The sequence below is a fragment of the Actinomyces urinae genome, assembly GCF_900119695.1.
Lineage (GTDB): Bacteria > Actinomycetota > Actinomycetes > Actinomycetales > Actinomycetaceae > Gleimia > Gleimia urinae.
Window position 1 is genome coordinate 1,105,189 of sequence record NZ_LT632547.1, and the last position, 19,592, is coordinate 1,124,780.

Here is a 19,592-nt window from a genome sequence, read left to right on the forward strand (position 1 = left end):
TAGCCTCTCTAAAACCCGGGCAGGGAGATTGACGCCACTATCGGCACCACGCTGATTGCCACGAAAGCAGGAAGCAGACACAAACCCAGCGGGAGGACCAGGCGCACAGCTAGCCTCTGCGCTTCACCGCGCGCCTTGGCCGCCCTCGTTGCCCGAATCCGCCCACCAAACACCCGCAACATTGGAATCGGAGACGCCCCCAAAGTCCACGCTGGCCGCAACGCAGCAACGATTGGTAGCGCATCCTCGCTAACCTGCTCCTGCAACGCATCAAAAGGCGCACCAATACGAAGCAAAGCTGCGCAACGCTCAAACTGAGACTCCCCGCAAGCCACCCCCAGCGCATCCAACGAATGCGGAATGGACGCTCCCGAACTCAAACTGGCAACCAGTAGATCCACCAGCACCACCAGGTCGATGCGCTCCCCTTCCAGTGACGCGGCCGCAATCAACCGCTTCGCCCACACCACGCCCGCCACCCAAAACAAGGCTCCCACAACAAGTCCAACCGTTGCCACGCCTCCCGCAAACCAAAGCCCCACCACATCCACTCCCACCGCAAACCCCGCCACCACGCCCAAAAGAGGCAGTGCGGTCAGCAACTTCGCCGTGGTTTCCGGGCCAGCCCGCGCCACCTCACGATCCCTATTCGCCGCATCGACCTCATCAATCGTCTCCAAAATCGACTCCAGAATCTGCGCCAGCGGCGCCCCAATCTGATGCGTCAACCGGCACGCCGCCTCCACCGACGAAGCCGACCCGCGCAACTGCTTTGGCAACTGTGGGACGCCCCGACTATCCATCCCGCCCCACGGCAAATCCGCGTCTAGAATCGCGCCGCGCCAAGCCGCCTCCACGCCCGCTCCCGAACGCAAACGCGCCACCACGTCCGCAAGTAGCATCGCAGCCGACACCTGCTCCGCGGGCTTTCGTTCCACCTCGCGCGCGCCCTTCCAAGCGGTGAGCGCCCGCTGCTCCCTGCGCCTGCGGCCCACCAACAATGAAGCAAAAAGCACGAACAATAGCGTCCACGCCAACGCGGCCAACGCGCTCATCTAAACGACTCCGCCGGGCGTCGCCATGTCTCTCGCATTGGGGGCTAATCCGAGAGTAGATACTCCCCCAGCCTGAAGACGCGCCTGCAAAGCCGCGAACCCGGGGCCCCTGCCCGCAAGGGTTAAAGCCGGCAGTACCCGCAGTGGCGTGCCAGGCTCCACCACCGCTATCTGAGTGACCTCGCGCCTGCCATCGCCGCGGCGCTCCACGTGAATAATCGCATCTAGCGCGGCGGCCGCCTGGGCGTGCACGGTTGAATCAGCCATCCCCGCGAGCGCTCCAAGCGCCACCAAGCGCGCCGGCACATCCGCAGCGGTGTTTGCATGGATCGTTGCCCACCCGCCCTCGTGGCCCGTATTGAAAGCCGTGAGGACGTCACGCACCTCCGCCCCGCGACATTCGCCAAGCACCAGCCGGTCCGGCCTCATTCGCATCGCGGCGCGCACCAAATCCGCCAAACTCACCTCGCCCTCACCCTGCACATTCGCCCCGCGCTGGCACATCGTTACCGCGTGCGGGTGAGTGGGAGAAAGCTCTGGCACCTCCTCAATACAAATGATGCGCTGGCCCGCATCCACCTTCGACAAAATCGCGGACAGTAGCGTTGTTTTGCCCGTGCCCGTCGCACCCGACAGCAATACGTTTGCGCGCGCCTCAACCAGCCCCACAATCGCGTCAAACATTGGCCCCGTGCAGGTTCCGTTCTGGCGTAGCTCCTCCAAGGTGAAAGACTTGCGCCGTTTGGTGCGCAAAGAAATCAGTGGCCCACCAACCGCGGGCGGGGACAAAACCGCGTGCAAACGCGTGCCATCGGGCAGGGTGCCATCCGCAATCGGCATGGCCTCATCCAAACGCGTGCCCGCAGTTGCCGCCATGCGCACGGCCAACTCCCGCACCTGCGCCGGGGAAGAAAACTCAACCTGCGCCCGCTCCATACGTCCGCGCCGATCCACCCAAACCGATGTTCCATTTACGAGGACGTCGCTAACTCCCTCCTGCGAGATCAACTCCATGAGGACAGGGCCAGGCCCCGCGATGGTTGCGTCCACGGTCCACGCGGAGCTAACCAATGCGCTAGCCCCCGCCAGCGGGGAGGCCGCCTGTCCAACCGCTTTGGCCGGCACTTCTCCGCGCGCAATCCGATTTTGTAAATCCCTAGCGCGCACAAGCTGCCTCCAAATCCTTTAGCTTCGTGTTTTTTGGAAGCCAAACCGCACGGTCTGCAAGACCAAAATCAACCAGGCGCTGCCGCGCAGCCTCCACCTGAATGCGAGTGGATCGGGCCTTACCTAGTAGCACCGGGCGTGCGTCCTCACGCGCACAAAACTGGGCTACCTGACGAGTCCATTTGCCCGCATCAATCAGAACCGGGCCCACGCGGCGCAAAGCGCGTACAAGCAGCGCCACCTCCTCTATCTGGGGAGGAGTACAATCATTAGCCCCCACCACCGCGAGGATTCCACGGGGCAAGCGTGATAGCACCACGTCGTCGCAAATGCTCACCTCATCCCAAGTCAGCAGCGTCACGCGCGTATCTGCCAAAGTGACGCGCAGCGTTGGATCATCACCCAAATCCAGCACAAAAACTGACTCATGCTTCAGCCCTTTTGCAGCGCGGGCCACCGTCCTTGTTGTTCCTACCCCTCCCCGTACCCCTGCAAAAACGACCGTCGCAAACCGCCCAGAAGCAAAACCAGCGTCAATGATCCTCATCAGCTGGGCTTCTCCCCCGGGCAACACAACGTCCACACCCAAACGCACCACGTTCACACTGGGTCCCGCCCCTGCAGGTCCAGATTCGCCCTCAACAATCAATAAATCGCCTGGCTCCGGCACGCTTTCGCCAAACCACTCAAACGTATGCCCCATCAACTGCAGTACGCGGACAACCTGGTCAGTTCGGTCTTCCACTTTCAAAATCACGCGCATACAGCCATGAAAATGCGAGAACGGGGAATCCTGCAGCTCGCGTATGCAGTGTTGTGGGTAAGACGCGGCACGCCGAACCTGTGGAAACTACTGCGGCAGTTTTCCGGCCTGAACGCCCCTAATCATGTCTAGCGTGGGGTCAATCGCCGCGACCATAGCCTCACAATAGGTGTACAGCCACGGCTCTGGATCCTCATTATTGAGGGCGAGGCTCGCCTGCGCGTCCCCCACCAACTGGCGTGAAATCAACAGCGTGCCACTGGGCTCAAACCCGCTCACCACCAGATGATGGCGGGCAAGGACGCGGCCGAGCTGCTCCGAATGAGTAGCAAACAGCGGCCTATTCGCAAACAACCAAATGAGCAGACCCGCACGTAGAGGAGCCGGCAACTTGGCCTCCAACGCGGCCCGCACACCCGCGAGCGCCCGCGGATCTTTAAGGGTGGCAACGTCCTCCTCGGCAATCACGCCCGCGCTACAAAGACGCGCGGTTAGAGCCTTGTGCGCTGCCGCAAGAACCTGCGGCAACGGATGTCCCACAGTTTTCACCGGCTGCCGTGAGTTCAACGGCGGCCAATTCTGCTGAGCCAGGCGGTGCCCCTTCCAAATATCGAGCGCCGCGAGTAGCGCCGGATCCTCCGCCGGCACGCGCCCCATAGTGACCAAACGCAACTGCCCTAAATCTGTGCGCGCCCCCACCAGGGCAGCCTCATAGTGGGCAAGCCGCACGCCGGCCTCCGCCCGCGCGCTTTCCCAACCGCGACGCAGCCCCTCCGAGAAACGGATGCGCGCAACACCCTCATCAATTTGGCGCAACAAAATCCGCATTTGCGCGGACGCTGCTAGCGACGCGAACTTCGACATACCAGGTTCAGCCACGGTCTTAGCTTAACTGGGTACAGTGTAGGCATGAGTTTAACTGCCGAGAACGTTCGTGCTCCCGCCCCTCTGATACAACCCGAAGCCCTGCTGAGCCGGGGCACCATCGCAGTATTCTCATTCATTGTCTCACCAATCATCCTGACCTTGCTCTACAACTCAACGGCGCTACTGCAAGAGGGAAGCATCACGGGTATTCCCCTCGGCTCGCCCACAGGTCAGCTAGGCGTCCTCGTCGTTGCTATCTTGATCATCATCATCGCCTACTTAACGCGCTGGTCTGCGATTGGCATCGTGATTGCAACCACGTGGGCCGGCGCGTTCGCACTCTTTTTCCTTGGAAACTCAATCATCTCGTCGGCACCAACCAGCTCAACCCAAGCGATGCTGATGTGGCAACAGCTGCCTTTACAGATATTTGTAATCCTCTTCACAGCCCTCGTGGTCACGTTGGCGAAAAGACGCCAGAGTAAACACAATAACTCCAAGCCCGCGAGGGAGCTTGGGCCGGCCGTCCTTTCGGTCTACTTCATCGTCACGCTGCTTTTTGCACTCTCCCTGATCTTCCTAGTGCTCGCCAGCTCACCAGACACCATCAAACCAACGGTTTTGAACGTGCCTCAGCTTATGCCGAAACTGACCGGAAGTGACTGGCTCCTGGTGCTGTTAATCTCCCTTGTTCTCATGGCGTTCACGGCGATGGCATACAAATCGGTTGTTGCCGTTCAACTCGTAGCGTGGTTCTTGCTCCTCATCCCCGCGCTGTTCTTAGGACCACTATTCGCAATTCTGACCAACAAGCTGGTTACGCCCCAAGACCCATTCATGATCTCAATCGGATACTCAATGCCTGTACTGGGCGTATTTGGCCTCATCATCGCGACATGCACGTATTCGATCAGTATCTCGACGAATCCCGGCGCTTAGGTTCCTAGTATCATTAACTGAATCACTATCTAGAATCGTCTTTTCAACACGCCGGCCCAGCCTCGGCCTTGCAAAACACCGCGTGTAATCATGGTGTCATGGCTCATTGTGTGCGCCCGCGCGCACAGTTAGCGACAGATTATTGGAGGATTTCATGGCTGATCGTAATTTTGACGACCCGAACGAGACCGATGAGGCACAGCGCCCCACGTGGGATCTTGGCGGCCAGGTAGAGGACGACGCGCAGCATCCCGACCTCATTGATCCGGCATCAGAACCTATCCCCTCGGATCCGCTCAAATCTGATAGCACTCTCAACGCCGGTGAGGAAGATTTGACGATCGAAGAAGGCGCCGCCGTTTTTGGCGACGATCAGCCTGAAGACATCGTTGGCTCGGCTGACGACGAAGTGCTTGAAGATGTTGAAGCGAAAACCACGGTTGCCCCCCTGGCCTCCAGCGGCGCGGACACCGAAAGCGAAGCGGTCGCACCTGCACAGCCGGTTGCAACGCACCAGCCTGATCCCGCTCCCGCCCCTGAATCCGTAGCGGCACCGGAGCCGAAGCCTGTTCCTGAACCCGCACCCGCGTGGGAGGGGCAGACCGAAACCTCACTTCCCAAAGCCACGGATACGGCAAACTCGATCCCGCATGTAGCGGCGAGTGGCAACGATATTCCTCGCGACGTACTTGAGCGTCGCCAGGCTCCCGAGGACGAATACGAGCGCATGCGCGAAGTGCCCGCATTCCCGGGTGTTGAACCCGAAGCCGCTGCAGTCCCCGCGGGCGAGCCAAAGGGGGCCCCTGCTACAGAGCTAGCATCCGAGCCTGCCGCACCCATTGCACAGCCTGATTCTGAACTAGCCGCAGGGCTGGGCGCCGCCGCTGGAGTAGCCGCGGTTGCAGCCGGAGCAGACGCGGATGACGACATCGAAGCCACGAAGGTGCGCCGCAAGTCCCTACTGCGCCCCGAGGTCACCGAAACGGAAGAACCCGAGGCAACGTCCTCGTGGATTCCGCGCGAACCGGTAGAGCTAAACGACACCCAGTCGATCTTCGAAGAAGCCACGGTGGTGCCCGAAGTTCCATCGCGCGTTGGAGCCCGCGTGTGGTCATTCTTCCTCACGCTGATCGGTGTTCCCGCAGCCTGGTACCTGCTTACCGACTCGGCCGCTCGCCTAACGTTGGCACAGGATAACCCGGTTGCAACCGGCGTTATCAACCCCGCGGCTCTCATTGAGCTTGGCGCTGGCGTAATCGTTGCGATCATTGTGGTAATGCTGACCATCAGGTCTTCGCTCGGTGCACTCATCTTCGGCATCCTGGCGCTGGCCGGCGGCATCTTCTTTCTCGCTGTGCCGGCAATGACCGCCGACTTCATGGAGCCCGCCTACAACTGGCTAACCGCTTTCAACGCGTTTGGCGGCAATGTGGCCCACCACATTCAGTGGACGGGATACACGGGCGTTATGGCGGTATCTGGCCTAATCCTCTTCATCATTGGTCTAACGTCCATCTTCGCGCGTCGCGACGGACGCCGCGAGCAGGAGATCCGCACCCAGATCGAACAGCTCGCCCCTGGAACATTGAAGAAGAAGTAACCGAGCACGCTAACCGCCCTCGAAAATGAGGACGATTTTAGCTAACTTGGAGCCATGAGCTCTAACTTTTTAGACCGGCCATCCACGTCGAACACGGATGGCCGGTCACTATTGTTGCCCGAGGGCGAATGGAAGCACATCACCGTGAATGCCGGAGGTGCGAACTTCCACCTAGCGCAAATAGGGCCCGCCGACGGCGAGGCCGTGATGCTACTGCACAATTTCCCGCGCACCTGGTACTCGATGCGCCACCTGCTGGCACACCTCGCAGCCGAGGGCTACCGCGTGTGGGCTATGGATTTGCGCGGATTCGGCTCCTCAGACCTGCAGCCGTACGGTCAAGATCCGGTGCGCATGGCGGCAGACGTAACCGCGGTGCTCAGCAGTTTGAACGTGGCAAAAGCACACATCATAGGCGAGGGCATGGGCGGGATTTTCGGGTGGATTCTGGCCGCTACGAATCCCCGCGTGGTTGCTTCCCTCATGTCTATCGCGCAACCCCATCCTCTAAACCTGGAGCGCTCCACCCCCTCCCCATTCAGCGCGGCCGGCCGCACGGCAATGAAAATCCGCGCCCCGTGGTTCAACGTGCGAAACTTGCGTTCAGGCAAGATTGTTGCAGATGCCGCCGCCTCCTGGGCAGCGCCGCAAAACAGGTCCAAGCTACAGACGGACGAGCGCGTGTACCGCTACGCGTTCTCCCGCCCATTCGCAACTGAAACCGCCCTCGAGGCCGTTATCCGCGCGAACTCGTTGACCCGGCGCACCCGCGCCCGCATCGACACGGTTGTAGACATGCCCGTCTCTCGCGTCATCTGCTTGCAGGACGGCCTACGGCCTCCAAAAACCTTCCTGCGCGACCAGCAGTGGGCAAAACAGCCGATCACCACATTCCAACTGGACTGCGGACACTTCCCCACCGAAGAAGCCCCCGAGCAGTTGAACGAAGCCGTCCTTAACCACCTCAAAGCCTGCACCAGCTGAAGCTTCCGCTGGCTCCAAGAGCCGCGCTCCAACCTCTTTAATCGATCCGCTTTAGTCCGCTGGTTCTAATCGACTTGCGCAGACGGGCAAAGGGGCGCGAGGGCGCAGTTGCCGCACTGCGGAGACCGCGCGTGGCACACGCGCCGCCCATGCTCTATAAGTCGATGGCACAGCACGGTCCAGTCCTGGCCCGGTAGCACTTTCGCAATGTCCCGCTCGATTGTAAGGGGGGTCTTGGCACTGGACCAGCCGAGTCGCTTCGCTAGCCTGGCCACGTGCGTGTCCACGGTGATTGCAGGGATCCCAAACGCGTTACCCATGATGACGTGCGCGGTCTTGCGCCCCACTCCGGGTAAAGACTGAAGCTCGGATCGCGAGCTTGGAACCTCGCCGGCAAACTTTTCATCCAGCGCCTGCGCCATCTGCCGCAACTGAGTTGAGCGCCGGTTTTGAAAACCCAGGGGCCGCACTATCTGAGCAATGTCAGCCTCGGTTGCATGCGCCATGTCGCGCGGCGTCGGGTAGGCGGCAAACAGCGCGGGAGTTACAGTGTTCACCCGCTCGTCGGTGGTTTGGGCCGACAATATCGTGGCTACGAGCAACTCAAACGCGTTCTCATGCACCAGAGCGCACGCCGCGTGCGGATACAGGTCGGCCAGTACCTGCGCGACCTCTAAAGGCTGACTTTTGGTTTCTGGAACGCTCATACCTAGAGCATACAAACCGCGAAGTTTAGGGTCTGGCAAACGTGCGCCACTTGCGCCAAATCGTGAAGGCATGTGTTGTTTTCCTCATAACACACAACAAAAGCGGTTAAACTGATGTGTAGGTGCGCACATCCACGTTACGGGGGCGTACATACGCTTATAACCACTTAGCCGCTTTAGCGGAGAATGAAGGTGACCGTGGAAGGGAACTACATCAGCCAAGTCCCTCTATTTGAAGGGCTAGATGAAGCGCAGCAAAACTCGTTGCGCTCAAAAATGGGACAAACCACCCTGCGTCGCGGGGAGGTTCTATTCGAAGAGGGCGAGCCTGGCAACCGTCTTTACATCATCACGGAAGGCAAGGTTAAGCTCGGCCACACCTCTACGGATGGGCGCGAGAACCTGCTTGCAGTGCTTGGCCCCGGCGAGATCATTGGTGAGCTGACCCTGTTTGATCCGGGCCCGCGTTCCACCACCGCAACCGCGGTTTCGCCGGTAACGCTTCTACACCTCGATCACGCTGATTTGAACGCGATCTTGGATACGAACCCAACAATGGGCAAGCACATGTTGCGCGCGCTCGCTCGCCGCCTGCGTCGCACCAACGAGAGCCTTGCGGACCTCGTCTTCTCCGACGTTCCTGGCCGCGTCGCTAAGGCCCTGCTAGACCTTGCGGATCGTTTTGGAACCCCGGCCGAAGATGGCGTTCACGTGCCGCACGACCTCACGCAAGAAGAGCTCGCCCAACTGGTTGGCGCTTCTCGTGAAACCGTTAACAAGTCGCTTGCCGACTTCGTCTCCCGCGGTTGGATCCACCTGGAAGGCCGCGCCGTTACGCTTCTTGACCTCGATCGCCTGGCACGCCGCGCACGCTAGTTCGATAAACGAGGCAGCAGCCTGAACAACAAAAGTGAGGGAAGGTGAAAACCTTCCCTCACTTTTGAACCCGCGTGGGCACTACGCGTGGCCTAAGCTTTTGGCCTCTTCATGTACGCCACGAGACTGTCCGGATTATTAGGTGCCGGCACAACCTGAACGAGCTCCCAGCCGTCCTCGCCCCACTGGTCAAGGATCGCCTTCGTAGCATGAATGATTAGGGGCACGGTTGCGTATTCCCATTTAGTCATAGGTCACTCCTGGAAGAGGTATGCGGGCTAGCGACGAACGCGAGCCAAGACGCGGGGGATCTGCGGCGAGCGGAGCTCTTCCGCGAGCGGGTCATCAGACTCCATGATCCACGTACGCCAGTCAGTTACGTGAGTGTAGTAGCGTAGCATCGCGCGGCGTTCACGTTCTGTAAGACCACCCCAAACGCCGAAGTTTGCTTCGGACTGCAACGCGTCCGCTAAGCACTCAAGTCGAACTGGGCATGCAATGCAGCGGGAACGAACCTGGCGTTGCGCCGCACCCTGTACAAATAACGCGTCCGGAGTCTCAGTTGCGCAAAGCGCCTTTGCCGCCCAACTTTGATCTTTGTCCGAGTGTGCGTAGCTCATTTTCACCCCATTGTTCGCATGTGCTTCAAGCACTGAATCTGATGTGACCATACACACAATTTGGGTTCGGGAGCAAGTTGAAATCCATTAACGAGCCGCCCAGAACCAGACGTTTGCGCAAATCGCCCCTGCCTAGCAGAAAAAGTTGCCAAATCCATAAGGCTAAAGTCCGATTACAAAGTTTTTCTAATTCGCGGCGTTTAGTGCCCGGTCGTTACAAAAAAGCATTTTCAAAGTAGGCTTGAATCATGTCGAATTCAGGTTCTCGTCACGTCAGAAAACGGCAGTTCGCCACGTTGCTTACTACCTTCTTGGCGGCTTCTGCGCTTTTTGGCGTGCTCTTAGCGGGGCTCGTTGTTCCTGCCGCAGGCGGAGTTGGTCTTGTAGCTAAAGCCGGCCCGCAGGTGTTTGACGCGCTACCCGCCGAGTTTGAAATCCTCCCCCCATCCGAACAGTCCACACTACTATCCGCTGACGGCTCAGTGCTGGCAACGTTCTACGCCGAGAACCGAATCATCGTTCCCCTCGAAGATATTTCGCCCCACCTGCAAGACGCGATTATCTCCATTGAAGACAGGCGTTTTTACGAGCATAAGGGAATCGACCCGAACGGCATGGCCCGCGCCGCCATCAACAACGTTTCAGATCAGAGCACGCAGGGTGCCTCCACCATCACTCAGCAATACGTGAAGAACACCCTCCTCGAGGCCGGATTACAAGAGGGTGATCAAGACAAGATCGACGCGGCAACCGAGCAGACCATCAGCCGTAAGCTTCGCGAGGCCCGCTACGCCCTCGCACTTGAACAAAAAATGTCAAAAGATGACATTCTGACCGGGTATTTGAACATCGCCCCGTTTGGCACGAACGTTTACGGGGCGGAAGCATCCGCACGCAGATACTTCTCAAAGTCCGCAAAAGACCTCACGATTCCCGAGGCCGCGATGATGGCCGGCATGGTTAAGTCACCCATCCAGTACGATCCCCTTAACGATCCGGAAGCCGCGCAGAACAGGCGCGACACGGTACTTGCCGCGATGCTCGCCGAAGAGAAAATCACGCAGGAAGAGTACGACCAGGCAACCGCGATCCCAATCTCCGACATGCTAAAACCAAACTTCCGCTCACAGGGCTGCGCGGGCGCGGGTAACGCCGCATATTTCTGCGAATACGCACGCCAGTACTTGCTGGCCTCCGACCAGTTTGGCGCCAACGAGGCCGAGCGTAAACAAAAGCTACTTCGCGGTGGCCTCACCATCAAAACGACGCTGAACTCAAACATGCAGCAGGCCGCGTTCGAGGAAATCACGGGCCTGATTGGTGTGAATGACGCATCTGGAGCCAACACGGCGTTGGTCACGCGCGAGGTATCCACCGGACGCATTCTTGCGATGGCGCAAAACACGAACTTTGGTGTGCCCACCGAAAGTGACCCCCAGGCCACGCAGTCGAACTTCAACGTAGAGAAGGAAAAGGGCGGTGGTGACGGCTTCTCCGCAGGATCAACGCTAAAGCCCTTCACTATGCTGCAGTGGTTCCGCGAAGGGCACGGCGCGTGGGAGCGAGTGGGCGGACACTCCTCGCACTTCGCGGCCTCTGAGTTCAACATCCCATGCGGCCCCGGATACGCATCCGACTGGACGGTTGGCGACCTTGCGGGCAAGGGCGGCACATTCAACGTGATAGACGCGACTTCGCTGTCAATCAACCGTGTATTCGCGGAAATGTCAACCAAACTGAACATGTGCGAAATTTTTGACGGCATGGCTGCGCTTGGTATCGCAGAGGCAGACGGTTCGCCGCACAAGCCGTACCCGCCGCAGATAATCGGCGCTCCCGCAACCCCACTGGCCCTCGCTGGCGCATACGCCGCGCTTGCGAACGAGGGAGTGCTCTGCCAGCCGCTACCGGTTGACGAAGTACTTGACCGTGACGGTGAACAGATCGTGGCATACAAGCCATCCTGCGAGCAGGCGGTTCCCGCTAAGGAAGCGAACATGGTTTCAACCGTGCTACAAAGGGTGGGCCGCTCCGGCTCTTACGCGAATATCGCTATCGGTCACCCCTTCATCGCTAAGACCGGTACTTCTGACGACAACGCTAACCTGTGGGCAGCTGGCGCAACCAAGCAGATTTCAACGGTTGTGTGGGCGGGACACGCCCGGGCGTCGTCGCAACCAATGAACGGCATCTACGCCAACGGCGTGCAGTGGGGCTACGTATACGGCGGCACGTTCACCGGGCCCGTGTGGCGCGCATACATGAACCGCGCTACCGAGGGAATGGACTACTTGGACCTCCCGCAAGCCGAGCTTGGCGCCGCACCGCCACCACCCGCGCCGCCCACGCAGCCGGCGCAAAACCAGGACGATAACAAGGACTAGAAGATGGCTAAGACCCGTGAATCCGCGCTAAATGCGCGGATTCACGCGTACGGAGGAAAATGAGAGCAAGAAAGTTGCTTAGTTCAGCTGCGGTCGTTGCTACCGCGGCTGGCGTGGGCGTGGCCGCGTGGACGCAGATTGAGCGGCGGATGCCGACGTTGCGCCGCTACGTGGTTGACCTGCCCGATGGCCTCGAAACCCCGGCGCTGCGCATACTGCAAATCGCGGACCCTCACCTGTACCCCGGCCAGGACTTCCTCGTGGACTTCATTCGGGGACTCGCAGATGAAGATTTCGACTTCGTGGTTGCAACGGGCGACAACTTTGGATCTGGTGCAGGCGCGGACATGGTTAGGCGCGCTTTCGAGCCGCTAACAAGCCGCCCCGGAGCGTTCGTCTTTGGGTCAAACGACTACTATTCTCCGCGTAAGAAGCGCTGGTCCACGTACCTGACCGGCCCCTCAAAACACAGCAAGAAGCGAAACGTTCCGGACCTACCGTGGGAAGATCTCGCCGGTCTCTTTGAAGCGGCAGGCTGGGTGAATCTAACCAATCAGGCGGAAGTCGTTGACGTGCCCGTAAAGGGATCTATTTTTGAGGGCGACGCTGGACAAACTGATCTGGTGCGAGTTGGCTTGATTGGCGTTGATGACCCGCACATCAAACGCGACCGCATCCCGGAGCTGCCGGACGGCTGGTACGCGGCTGACACGATTCGCCTGGGCATCACGCACGCCCCTTACCAGAGGGTTTTGAACGAATACACCTTGGACGATGCGCACTTGATTCTTGCTGGACACACGCACGGAGGGCAGCTGTGCGTGCCCGGGTATGGCGCCTTGGTTACAAACTGCGACCTGCCGCGCGAGCTTGCCTCCGGCCTGGCCATTTGGAGCTTTGCCGGCAAAGAGTCGCCACTACATGTGAGTGCGGGCCTGGGGACCTCACCCTACGCGCCGGTTCGCCTCGCGTGCAGGCCAGAAGCCTCCATTGTCGAAATGAGGCCGGCGACGCGTGCATAACCGTTGGAATGTGAGGTAAACGCATTCCTTTCAATTTTGGGGTTTGGCCCCCGCTGGTTATACTTGTTGAGTCCAAGAGACACGGGGTGTGGCGCAGCTTGGTAGCGCGCTTCGTTCGGGACGAAGAGGTCGTGGGTTCAAATCCCGCCACCCCGACACACTGCAAACCGCGGAAACTCAAACCAAAATGAGTGTCCGTGGTTTTTCTAATGTTGGAGCAGTCACCGGCTTTGTTTCTATGGGTGTTTCGAACCTAATTGGCGCCAAGATGGCCCAGGCGTCCCCAGCAGCTCAAAAAGCACTACTAGCACATCGGAGCGCAGACAAGGTGCGGACGGCTGGGACAGGACTCTGGTCCCGGATGAATGGAACTTCAGCAATCCAGGAGGCAGTGAAGGAACAGGCTAAAAATAGCCTCAATATGGCCACAGATAACTTCACAAGGAAACTGCTAGGCGATATGGCTGGTGAAGTTGTTAGCTCCAATGCAGGATACGCAACAGAAACACTAATAGACGCAAACAAGAATTTCACTATGGAAGGGTTGGCAACAACTAACGCAAAGAGCCTACTCAATGCAACTACAAAAGCGCATGCAAGTGCTCTTACATTTGGCGTCAATCCTATGCCTCTAGATGCGAATGCAGCCTCCGTGGGCGAGAAGTGGGGTCGAGGCATATTCAAGGGTGCTGTTGACACCACGCAACGCTCGTTTAATGATTTTGTTGGTCACAACATTAAGGATGCTACTGCAGATAAGGTAGATGGGGCCACTATGAGCGTTGACCATTCTGTCAATCTGACTCAGGGGATCGCGTCGGGCATTAAAGACGGACTTGGAAAATAGAAGGAATTATTCAATGGTTGAGCCGATGAAGTTTGGGCCGGAACAGAATATATGGTCCCCATACAATAAGAACTTGCCGCTCTTGTTGCGGAAGATGAGCAAGTACCCCGAAGAAACACGAGTATTTAACCAGGCACCAATTCTACTGGGTGTGGGAATACCCGGAGCACTCCTAATGACCCTAACAGCACTAGGCACGACACCCGCTTACTTCCGCGGTACCAATGATGACCTCGCCTCGGTTATCGCACCAATACTAATGGCACTCTTTATGTACACCCTGACGGCTATCGGACTGTTCCGCCGCTACGGTGTAGACCAAGACAAAGTCTGGTCAAAATTCGGCAAGATTTACTATAAGGAAGTCCGCTTCGACGAAATCACTGACATCAAACTCAGTGTTACCAACCAGCGCTACAAGTTCTACAAAGGTGACAAGAAAATCAACCTGGACTACACGCGCTTCGACTACACGCTGGCTTTCATCCGCCTACTAGAAGAACTCCAACACCGCCACTTCGCACTTGAAGGAGTATCACCAGATGACCCCAGCTGGGAAGACGAAGCCCAAATGACCCGAAATGACGTAGCTTGGAAGGCCTATGACAACCACCGCAAATACTACAACTCCCACCCCGAAGAACTCGCCAAACTAAACGCGCTAGTCCAACCACCGACAACTGCTAATACTTCAACAGAGTCAGAACAGCCAACCTAGACCCGCACCGAACAGCTACTGCCTCACCAGACACTTCCATGTCACCCGACTTCGCGCATCTGATTAACTTTGATAAGCTCACGCGGTCCTGAACACTTGGAAGCAAGCGGTTTGGAAACTAGCGAAATCATTCGGGACGAAGAGGTCGTGGGTTCAAATCCCGTCACCCCGACACACTAGCTAGGAGTTTGAACCTCCTAGCTTTTTTGTTTCCCACAAAAACTCCGACGAGGTGAGGTAACTATGTCTGCACGCCTCACCTACGACCTCGAAACTAAACATCTAACAGCCTCTTCGTGGGGCCGAAAAGCAGGTCGCGTCCTAGTAACAAAAAGTTGGAGGGCGCCGTAGCTCCCTCCAACCAAATATCAGCTCTTTTCAGCTATTACCGGCTAAAACCAGCCTCTTGAACCGTCTTGCCAATGCGGTTTGCAATACGCTGCTTAACCTCATCGGTAGCCGTCTCACTAACGAGCTTCGGGTTGCCAAATGCATCCGGGTAAAGCTCAACCTTTAGCGGATTACGCTTCGTCTTCACGATCCACCAGATGTGGTAGACAAACAGACCCGCGTTGAACACGAGTGCCAAGAAGGCGATGGTGAACATTGCCGTCGGGTTTTGGCTGTGTTCGTGCGCGAACTGCGTCTCATAGGTAAACCGTGGGAACGTGAGCACAAACGCAGACCAGAACGTGAGAGTGTAAGCCCGGTACTGGATCCAAGCACCTCGACCCGTCTTCATAAACGCCGGAATAGTACATGCCGCAAGCAGAGCGACACCCGAATACCACGCGCGATCAGACAGGCAGTTGTACACGTATGCGAAGTTCCACAAGTCGTAGCCGATGATCCACCAAATCGTAAGGTCAGCCCAAATAATGTGCTTGTCCTTCTTCGAAACGTAGATCCCAACCCAGCCCGCAATCATGATCATGTTCAAAATGCCTGCAATAGCATTCATGATGTTCCACGGGCCACCCATCGTCCAGATACCGCTAACCGGGTCTGCACCATGAATGCCATAACACTGGAAGTCACGAATCACGGCCTCAAGAATGTTGACAGCCAGAATGAGCGGCGGAATCAGCAGATAGTAGTTATTACGCCGCAACTTCGGGAAGTACTGCAGCGCCACAAGAGACAGCGAACCGAGGAGGGCGGAGTATTGCTTAACAATCGCGAACCAGCCCGCACTCTGGGTGCCCTGCGTTGAGTAAGGCCACCAGAAAATGGTTAGCAGTACAGGGATGACAATAAACAAAGCTATTGCCGCCCACTTGCTACGCACCGCTATCCAAGCCAGGAACGCCAAAGCGGCGATCACAACGGCCAGCATCGCGTAATCCCACCACTCTCCTACTTCAAAAAAGAAGAGATTGGCTTGCAAAGGTAACACGGTTAATTATCCTTTCCCCATCCGGGAAGGTACGTCTTCTCCATCTTCTGGCGAATCTGCTCGTCCCAGCTGAACTCCGGCTCGGACCAGCCGTCGAAGTATTCCTTATCAACGCGGTCCGCCCACGGCGAATCCGGGCCCGTTGGAGGCCAATCCGGATTGTCGGTAACCGGGGGCCTGATCTCCGCAACCGCAGGAGCCTGCCTGCCGTAACGGAACCACTGGGTTTGCGTGTCCTCAAACAGCGGGGTGCCAGACCAGCGGCTTGCGGGAGTTCCTGACTTGAAGAACTCGCCGCCCAAAACGCCGCGCATGAACTTCGAGTGCCACTGTTCCTTCTTACGGAACTCAGCAACGCGCTTCACGTAAATATTCTGCATGTGCGCCATCACGCCGCCGATCAGCTCAATGTTGATCCAGTTGATCGCGTTGTTCCACAGGTTGTCGTCCTCAAAACCAATGCGCCAGTGGTTGATGAGGCGGGTGCGCTCACCCTCCAGCGGAACCACATAGAAGCACCAGGCCGCCGCATAATGTTTCATACCCGGGTAGCGGAACGCGTACGAGCCGGGAGCAGCCGGCGGGTTCTTAGTATCAACCCACTGCACCAGATACTTGCCTGGAACCACGTCTGCCCACTCCATTGACATGCCGTGGTAGTCAAACGCCGCAATATCGCCTGGAGCAATAGCGTCAGCGTTTTGGAACTCTTCTTGAATCTCGTACTGGTTGAAGAACGGTAGCCGCGCAAACGCTCTTTCTAGGAACTCTGAAGAGTACGAGCCTGCCTTCTGTGCGCCAATCTGCTTGAAAATGCGGTACACGGCGTAGGCCGGCGCATCAATGTCGATCGCATAAGTCGACGAGCGCCCGTTGGTGTAGTTCGCATCGATAATGTCATCAGCGGGATATACCCACTCTTGTTCCGCTTTTGTCGCCTTACCGCTGAACTGGGAGAAGTAAACCATTCCTCCCAATGTTGCGGCGCCGGCAACGCCGGCAGCTTTTAATAACTTCTTCGTCTTTGAAGAGGCCAAATTAATCACCTGCTATTTACTGTGTAAACTTCGACAAAATTTGAGTCAAAGATTTGATGGATCACATTACAAATTAGCATTGAGCTACGTCACAAAACCTCAACATCATCTGCAATTGCGTTCAGCTTCGTGCGGATCTATTGAACATATTTTGAGTCCATAATTCAGAACTGGCGTAGCGATAAACTCTGAGTGGATTACACTTATGTGATCCACATCATCTCAACGCAGTTATTAAGAAAGTCAAAAAGATGGATTCCCTATTCTTATGGGAGGTCGGACCCCTTCGCGTCTGGATCATCTGGATAGTAGTTTTTATCGCGCAAATCGCCATTGCCGAAATCAACAGGCGATGGAACTGGACAATTTTCGCGCTGTGGACGGTAGGCGGCGTCCTCATGATGCCCTACGCCGCAATCGTTGGTGAACCCGTTTTCGGCTGGTTCCCATTTGGTAAATACGTCCTCATGGTCCTCACCGCAACTATGACGGGCACGCTCCTGGTCATAGGTAAACGAAACCCTGAGCTAGCACGCAGATACGCCATTTGGTTTGGCGTGGCCCTGTGGATCGGTCTTGTTTTCAACATTATGGAAGCAAACATCCGCGACGTCGTGATCTACTTCCAAGCAGACACCTACTACCAGTGCGCAGCGGACTGGCAATGCTTGAAGGGAATTAATGACACTCACTCGGCGGACATGCTGGCCGGACTACCCGAGGCGCGCGGAGTCACCGAAGCCCTCCACTCGGACGCCTGGTATCAGGCTCTTGCCGCCAACTTCGCAGCCGGCCACGTAGGCATCGACCCCGCAACCGGTTTCCGTACCATCGGCGGATACTGGAACCTGATGAGCGCCGCCGCCGGCCTCCTTAACTGCATCACCGTAACCGGCCTGGGCAAGATCATTGTCTCTTCCAGGGGTAAGCAGAAGGTTCAAGGCCTGCTCTGGGTTGATCAGGTGTGGCCCTGGATCATCGCCTACGACCTGTGGAATCACGCCTTCTTGTACAACTCGCTGGCGGACTACACGTGGTACTGCACGCTAGCGCTACTACTGGCCTGTACGATCCCCGCATTCACATGGGCTAAGGGACAATGGATCTGGTTCCGATGCTTCACCCTGGTGTTCTGGATCAGCTTCTACAACTGGTTCCCCTACTTATCAACACCACCGGGGGCGATGCACAACTTCGCAACCATGGATCCGAGGGCAAACATTTTCAGCTCCGGCCTTGCTCTTGCTTTCAACATTGGCGTGTTCATCTACTGGCTCTACAAGGTAGTCAAGCACCGTCGCAACCCGATCACCAACGCGCTGTTCTTCGAGATGGGTGCGTTCCGTAACCTCGTTAAGGAGCACTGCGATGACAAGGACAAGTACTTCCTCACCGACATGATCCCCGAAACTCCGCGAGAGCTTGGATTTGAACCCGAATCCGACACGCCTCCGGTTGACGGCTACGTAAGCTACATGCCGTGGTGGAAGAAGGTGGACAAGCGTTGGCCGAAGCTGCGCACGCCGCTCTCTGCCGACCCGAAGCTTGTCGAGAAGGGTGTTCAGTCTGACCCACAGTGGGACGTGAAGCCAAGCGACAAACAAGCCGAGCAGTAACCTACTCAGCTAAATAGGTTTCACCACCTAAGCGGGACGCACATGACGTGCGTCCCGCTTTTATGACGTCCTGTCTGGAACTAACCGCATCACTCGTTTTCGTTCATATCTTGCGCATTAGTAGTTGCCGTAGGGCACACGCCCCGTTTACTTGCCGCACTACTCGCGTTTAATTGGGGCATGGGTAGCGTTAGCTCAGCAAGAAAAAAGAGGTCTCCCCTCCTCCTAAATGGCTGGATTCCAGACCAACACGGGTCCTGGCCCATGGCGCTAATGCCACTTGCCGCCGGCCTCATCATCGCTACGCCCAAGACGCCCTCGCTCATTTTTCTTGCGCTCGCTTGGATCAGCGGGTTCCTACTGTTTAGCGTCAGCGAAAAGTACATCAAGTCCCGCTTCCGCCCTCGCTATCGCACCGCAGCAATCACTTACGGGGTGGTATCCGCCGCATTCACTGGCGCTCTGCTTGCAACCTCACCTCACTTACTTTGGTGGAGCATCCTGTTTGCTCCTCTGGTTGGCTACTGGTTTTTCAGTGTGCGCAACCGAAAGGAACGCGAGCTCGCTTCTCGTTTCTCTACGATCGCAGCCGCGGCCCTGGTGCTCCCTGTGGCCGTCAACGTGCCACTGCTGCAGCCGTGGTTCACTCACTTCGACACGCAGGCATGGCTAATGGCGGGCCTGCTTGGTACCTATTTTGGTTTGACGGTGCCGTATGTGAAGACCCTAATTCGACAGCGAGGACGTGCAAGCTGGCTGTGGGGATCGATAATCGGACACGTAGTGGCAACCTCGATGGCACTCGCACTTGCACTATCGGGCTGGATTTCGCTTTGGCACGGCCTGGCATGGGTGGTGGTGTGCGTGCGCGCAGCGCTAATGCCCTGGCTTGCCAAAACTCGCAACAAACCGTGGAGGCCAGCCGCGGTGGGGGTCTTGGAGACAGCCATTTCGCTACTGGTTTTCGCCACATTGCCGTGGACCTTATGACCGA

General features: G+C 57.5%; 19 protein-coding genes and 1 tRNA gene. 11 read left to right on the forward strand and 9 right to left on the reverse strand.

The window, feature by feature from the left end:
- Window positions 1-8: 8 nt before the first annotated feature.
- The 4 genes from BQ7114_RS06390 to BQ7114_RS06405 form a co-directional block, all read right to left on the reverse strand.
- On the reverse strand, window positions 9-1,055 hold the full coding sequence (locus BQ7114_RS06390) for a type II secretion system F family protein (RefSeq protein WP_072343406.1): 1,047 nt from the start codon (window positions 1,053-1,055) through the stop codon (window positions 9-11).
- A complete protein-coding gene (locus BQ7114_RS06395) occupies window positions 1,056-2,222 on the reverse strand; it encodes a TadA family conjugal transfer-associated ATPase (protein WP_072343411.1) in 1,167 nt (388 codons plus the stop codon).
- A complete protein-coding gene (locus BQ7114_RS06400) occupies window positions 2,212-2,985 on the reverse strand; it encodes a hypothetical protein (protein WP_072343416.1) in 774 nt (257 codons plus the stop codon). Before BQ7114_RS06400 ends, BQ7114_RS06395 begins: the two co-directional genes overlap by 11 nt.
- An 87-nt stretch (window positions 2,986-3,072) precedes the next feature.
- A complete protein-coding gene (locus BQ7114_RS06405) occupies window positions 3,073-3,864 on the reverse strand; it encodes a hypothetical protein (RefSeq protein WP_143236813.1) in 792 nt (263 codons plus the stop codon).
- 30 nt (window positions 3,865-3,894) lie between these two features.
- Between BQ7114_RS06405 and BQ7114_RS06410 the strand changes: the two genes are divergently transcribed.
- From BQ7114_RS06410 to BQ7114_RS06420, 3 genes are all read left to right on the forward strand, one after another.
- Window positions 3,895-4,791, forward strand: coding sequence for a hypothetical protein (locus tag BQ7114_RS06410; RefSeq protein ID WP_072343425.1), 897 nt, complete (start codon window positions 3,895-3,897; stop codon window positions 4,789-4,791).
- Window positions 4,792-4,945: 154 nt separating this feature from the next.
- Window positions 4,946-6,391, forward strand: coding sequence for a hypothetical protein (locus BQ7114_RS06415; RefSeq protein WP_072343428.1), 1,446 nt, complete (start codon window positions 4,946-4,948; stop codon window positions 6,389-6,391).
- 54 nt (window positions 6,392-6,445) lie between these two features.
- Window positions 6,446-7,375 (forward strand): alpha/beta fold hydrolase, encoded by a 930-nt coding sequence (locus BQ7114_RS06420; protein WP_072343432.1) that lies wholly within the window; start codon window positions 6,446-6,448, stop codon window positions 7,373-7,375.
- A gap of 65 nt (window positions 7,376-7,440) precedes the next feature.
- On the opposite strand, the gene nth is transcribed toward BQ7114_RS06420, so the two are convergent.
- Complete coding sequence (gene nth, locus BQ7114_RS06425; protein ID WP_072344886.1) at window positions 7,441-8,082, reverse strand: endonuclease III; 642 nt, start codon at window positions 8,080-8,082, stop codon at window positions 7,441-7,443.
- 186 nt (window positions 8,083-8,268) lie between these two features.
- Here nth and BQ7114_RS06430 point away from each other — a divergent pair, with 186 nt between their 5' ends.
- On the forward strand, window positions 8,269-8,958 hold the full coding sequence (locus tag BQ7114_RS06430) for a Crp/Fnr family transcriptional regulator (RefSeq protein WP_072343435.1): 690 nt from the start codon (window positions 8,269-8,271) through the stop codon (window positions 8,956-8,958).
- Window positions 8,959-9,050: 92 nt separating this feature from the next.
- On the opposite strand, the gene BQ7114_RS06435 is transcribed toward BQ7114_RS06430, so the two are convergent.
- Window positions 9,051-9,209, reverse strand: coding sequence for a Sp36 family protein (locus BQ7114_RS06435; RefSeq protein ID WP_072343438.1), 159 nt, complete (start codon window positions 9,207-9,209; stop codon window positions 9,051-9,053).
- Window positions 9,210-9,236: 27 nt separating this feature from the next.
- Window positions 9,237-9,578: a WhiB family transcriptional regulator gene (locus BQ7114_RS06440; protein WP_034510614.1), complete on the reverse strand. Its 342-nt coding sequence runs from the start codon at window positions 9,576-9,578 to the stop codon at window positions 9,237-9,239.
- Between the two features lie 248 nt (window positions 9,579-9,826).
- Between BQ7114_RS06440 and BQ7114_RS06445 the strand changes: the two genes are divergently transcribed.
- The 5 genes from BQ7114_RS06445 (at window position 9,827) to BQ7114_RS06465 (ending at window position 14,549) form a co-directional block, all read left to right on the forward strand.
- A complete protein-coding gene (locus tag BQ7114_RS06445) occupies window positions 9,827-11,962 on the forward strand; it encodes a transglycosylase domain-containing protein (protein WP_072343441.1) in 2,136 nt (711 codons plus the stop codon).
- Between the two features lie 59 nt (window positions 11,963-12,021).
- Entirely contained in the window at window positions 12,022-12,984 is a 963-nt protein-coding gene (locus BQ7114_RS06450) for a metallophosphoesterase (RefSeq protein WP_072343444.1), read from the forward strand.
- 82 nt (window positions 12,985-13,066) lie between these two features.
- Window positions 13,067-13,140, forward strand: a tRNA-Pro gene (locus BQ7114_RS06455).
- Window positions 13,141-13,171: 31 nt separating this feature from the next.
- Window positions 13,172-13,831 carry a hypothetical protein gene (locus BQ7114_RS06460; protein WP_143236814.1) on the forward strand — a complete coding sequence of 220 codons (660 nt, stop codon included), beginning with the start codon at window positions 13,172-13,174 and terminating at the stop codon, window positions 13,829-13,831.
- Window positions 13,832-13,844: 13 nt separating this feature from the next.
- Window positions 13,845-14,549 (forward strand): hypothetical protein, encoded by a 705-nt coding sequence (locus tag BQ7114_RS06465; protein WP_083431771.1) that lies wholly within the window; start codon window positions 13,845-13,847, stop codon window positions 14,547-14,549.
- A gap of 385 nt (window positions 14,550-14,934) precedes the next feature.
- Here the strand turns inward: BQ7114_RS06465 and BQ7114_RS06470 are convergent, their stop codons facing one another.
- Together BQ7114_RS06470 and BQ7114_RS06475 are read right to left on the reverse strand one after the other, a co-directional pair.
- Window positions 14,935-15,945: a DUF5692 family protein gene (locus BQ7114_RS06470; protein WP_072343450.1), complete on the reverse strand. Its 1,011-nt coding sequence runs from the start codon at window positions 15,943-15,945 to the stop codon at window positions 14,935-14,937.
- A 2-nt stretch (window positions 15,946-15,947) separates the two neighbouring features.
- A complete protein-coding gene (locus tag BQ7114_RS06475) occupies window positions 15,948-16,913 on the reverse strand; it encodes a hypothetical protein (RefSeq protein WP_230206029.1) in 966 nt (321 codons plus the stop codon).
- A 320-nt stretch (window positions 16,914-17,233) separates the two neighbouring features.
- Here BQ7114_RS06475 and BQ7114_RS06480 point away from each other — a divergent pair, with 320 nt between their 5' ends.
- Entirely contained in the window at window positions 17,234-18,598 is a 1,365-nt protein-coding gene (locus BQ7114_RS06480; RefSeq protein ID WP_072343453.1) for a DUF5692 family protein, read from the forward strand.
- A 180-nt stretch (window positions 18,599-18,778) separates the two neighbouring features.
- Window positions 18,779-19,588, forward strand: a complete 810-nt coding sequence (locus BQ7114_RS06485; protein ID WP_072343455.1) for a YwiC-like family protein — start codon at window positions 18,779-18,781, stop codon at window positions 19,586-19,588.
- Window positions 19,589-19,592: the final 4 nt, after the last annotated feature.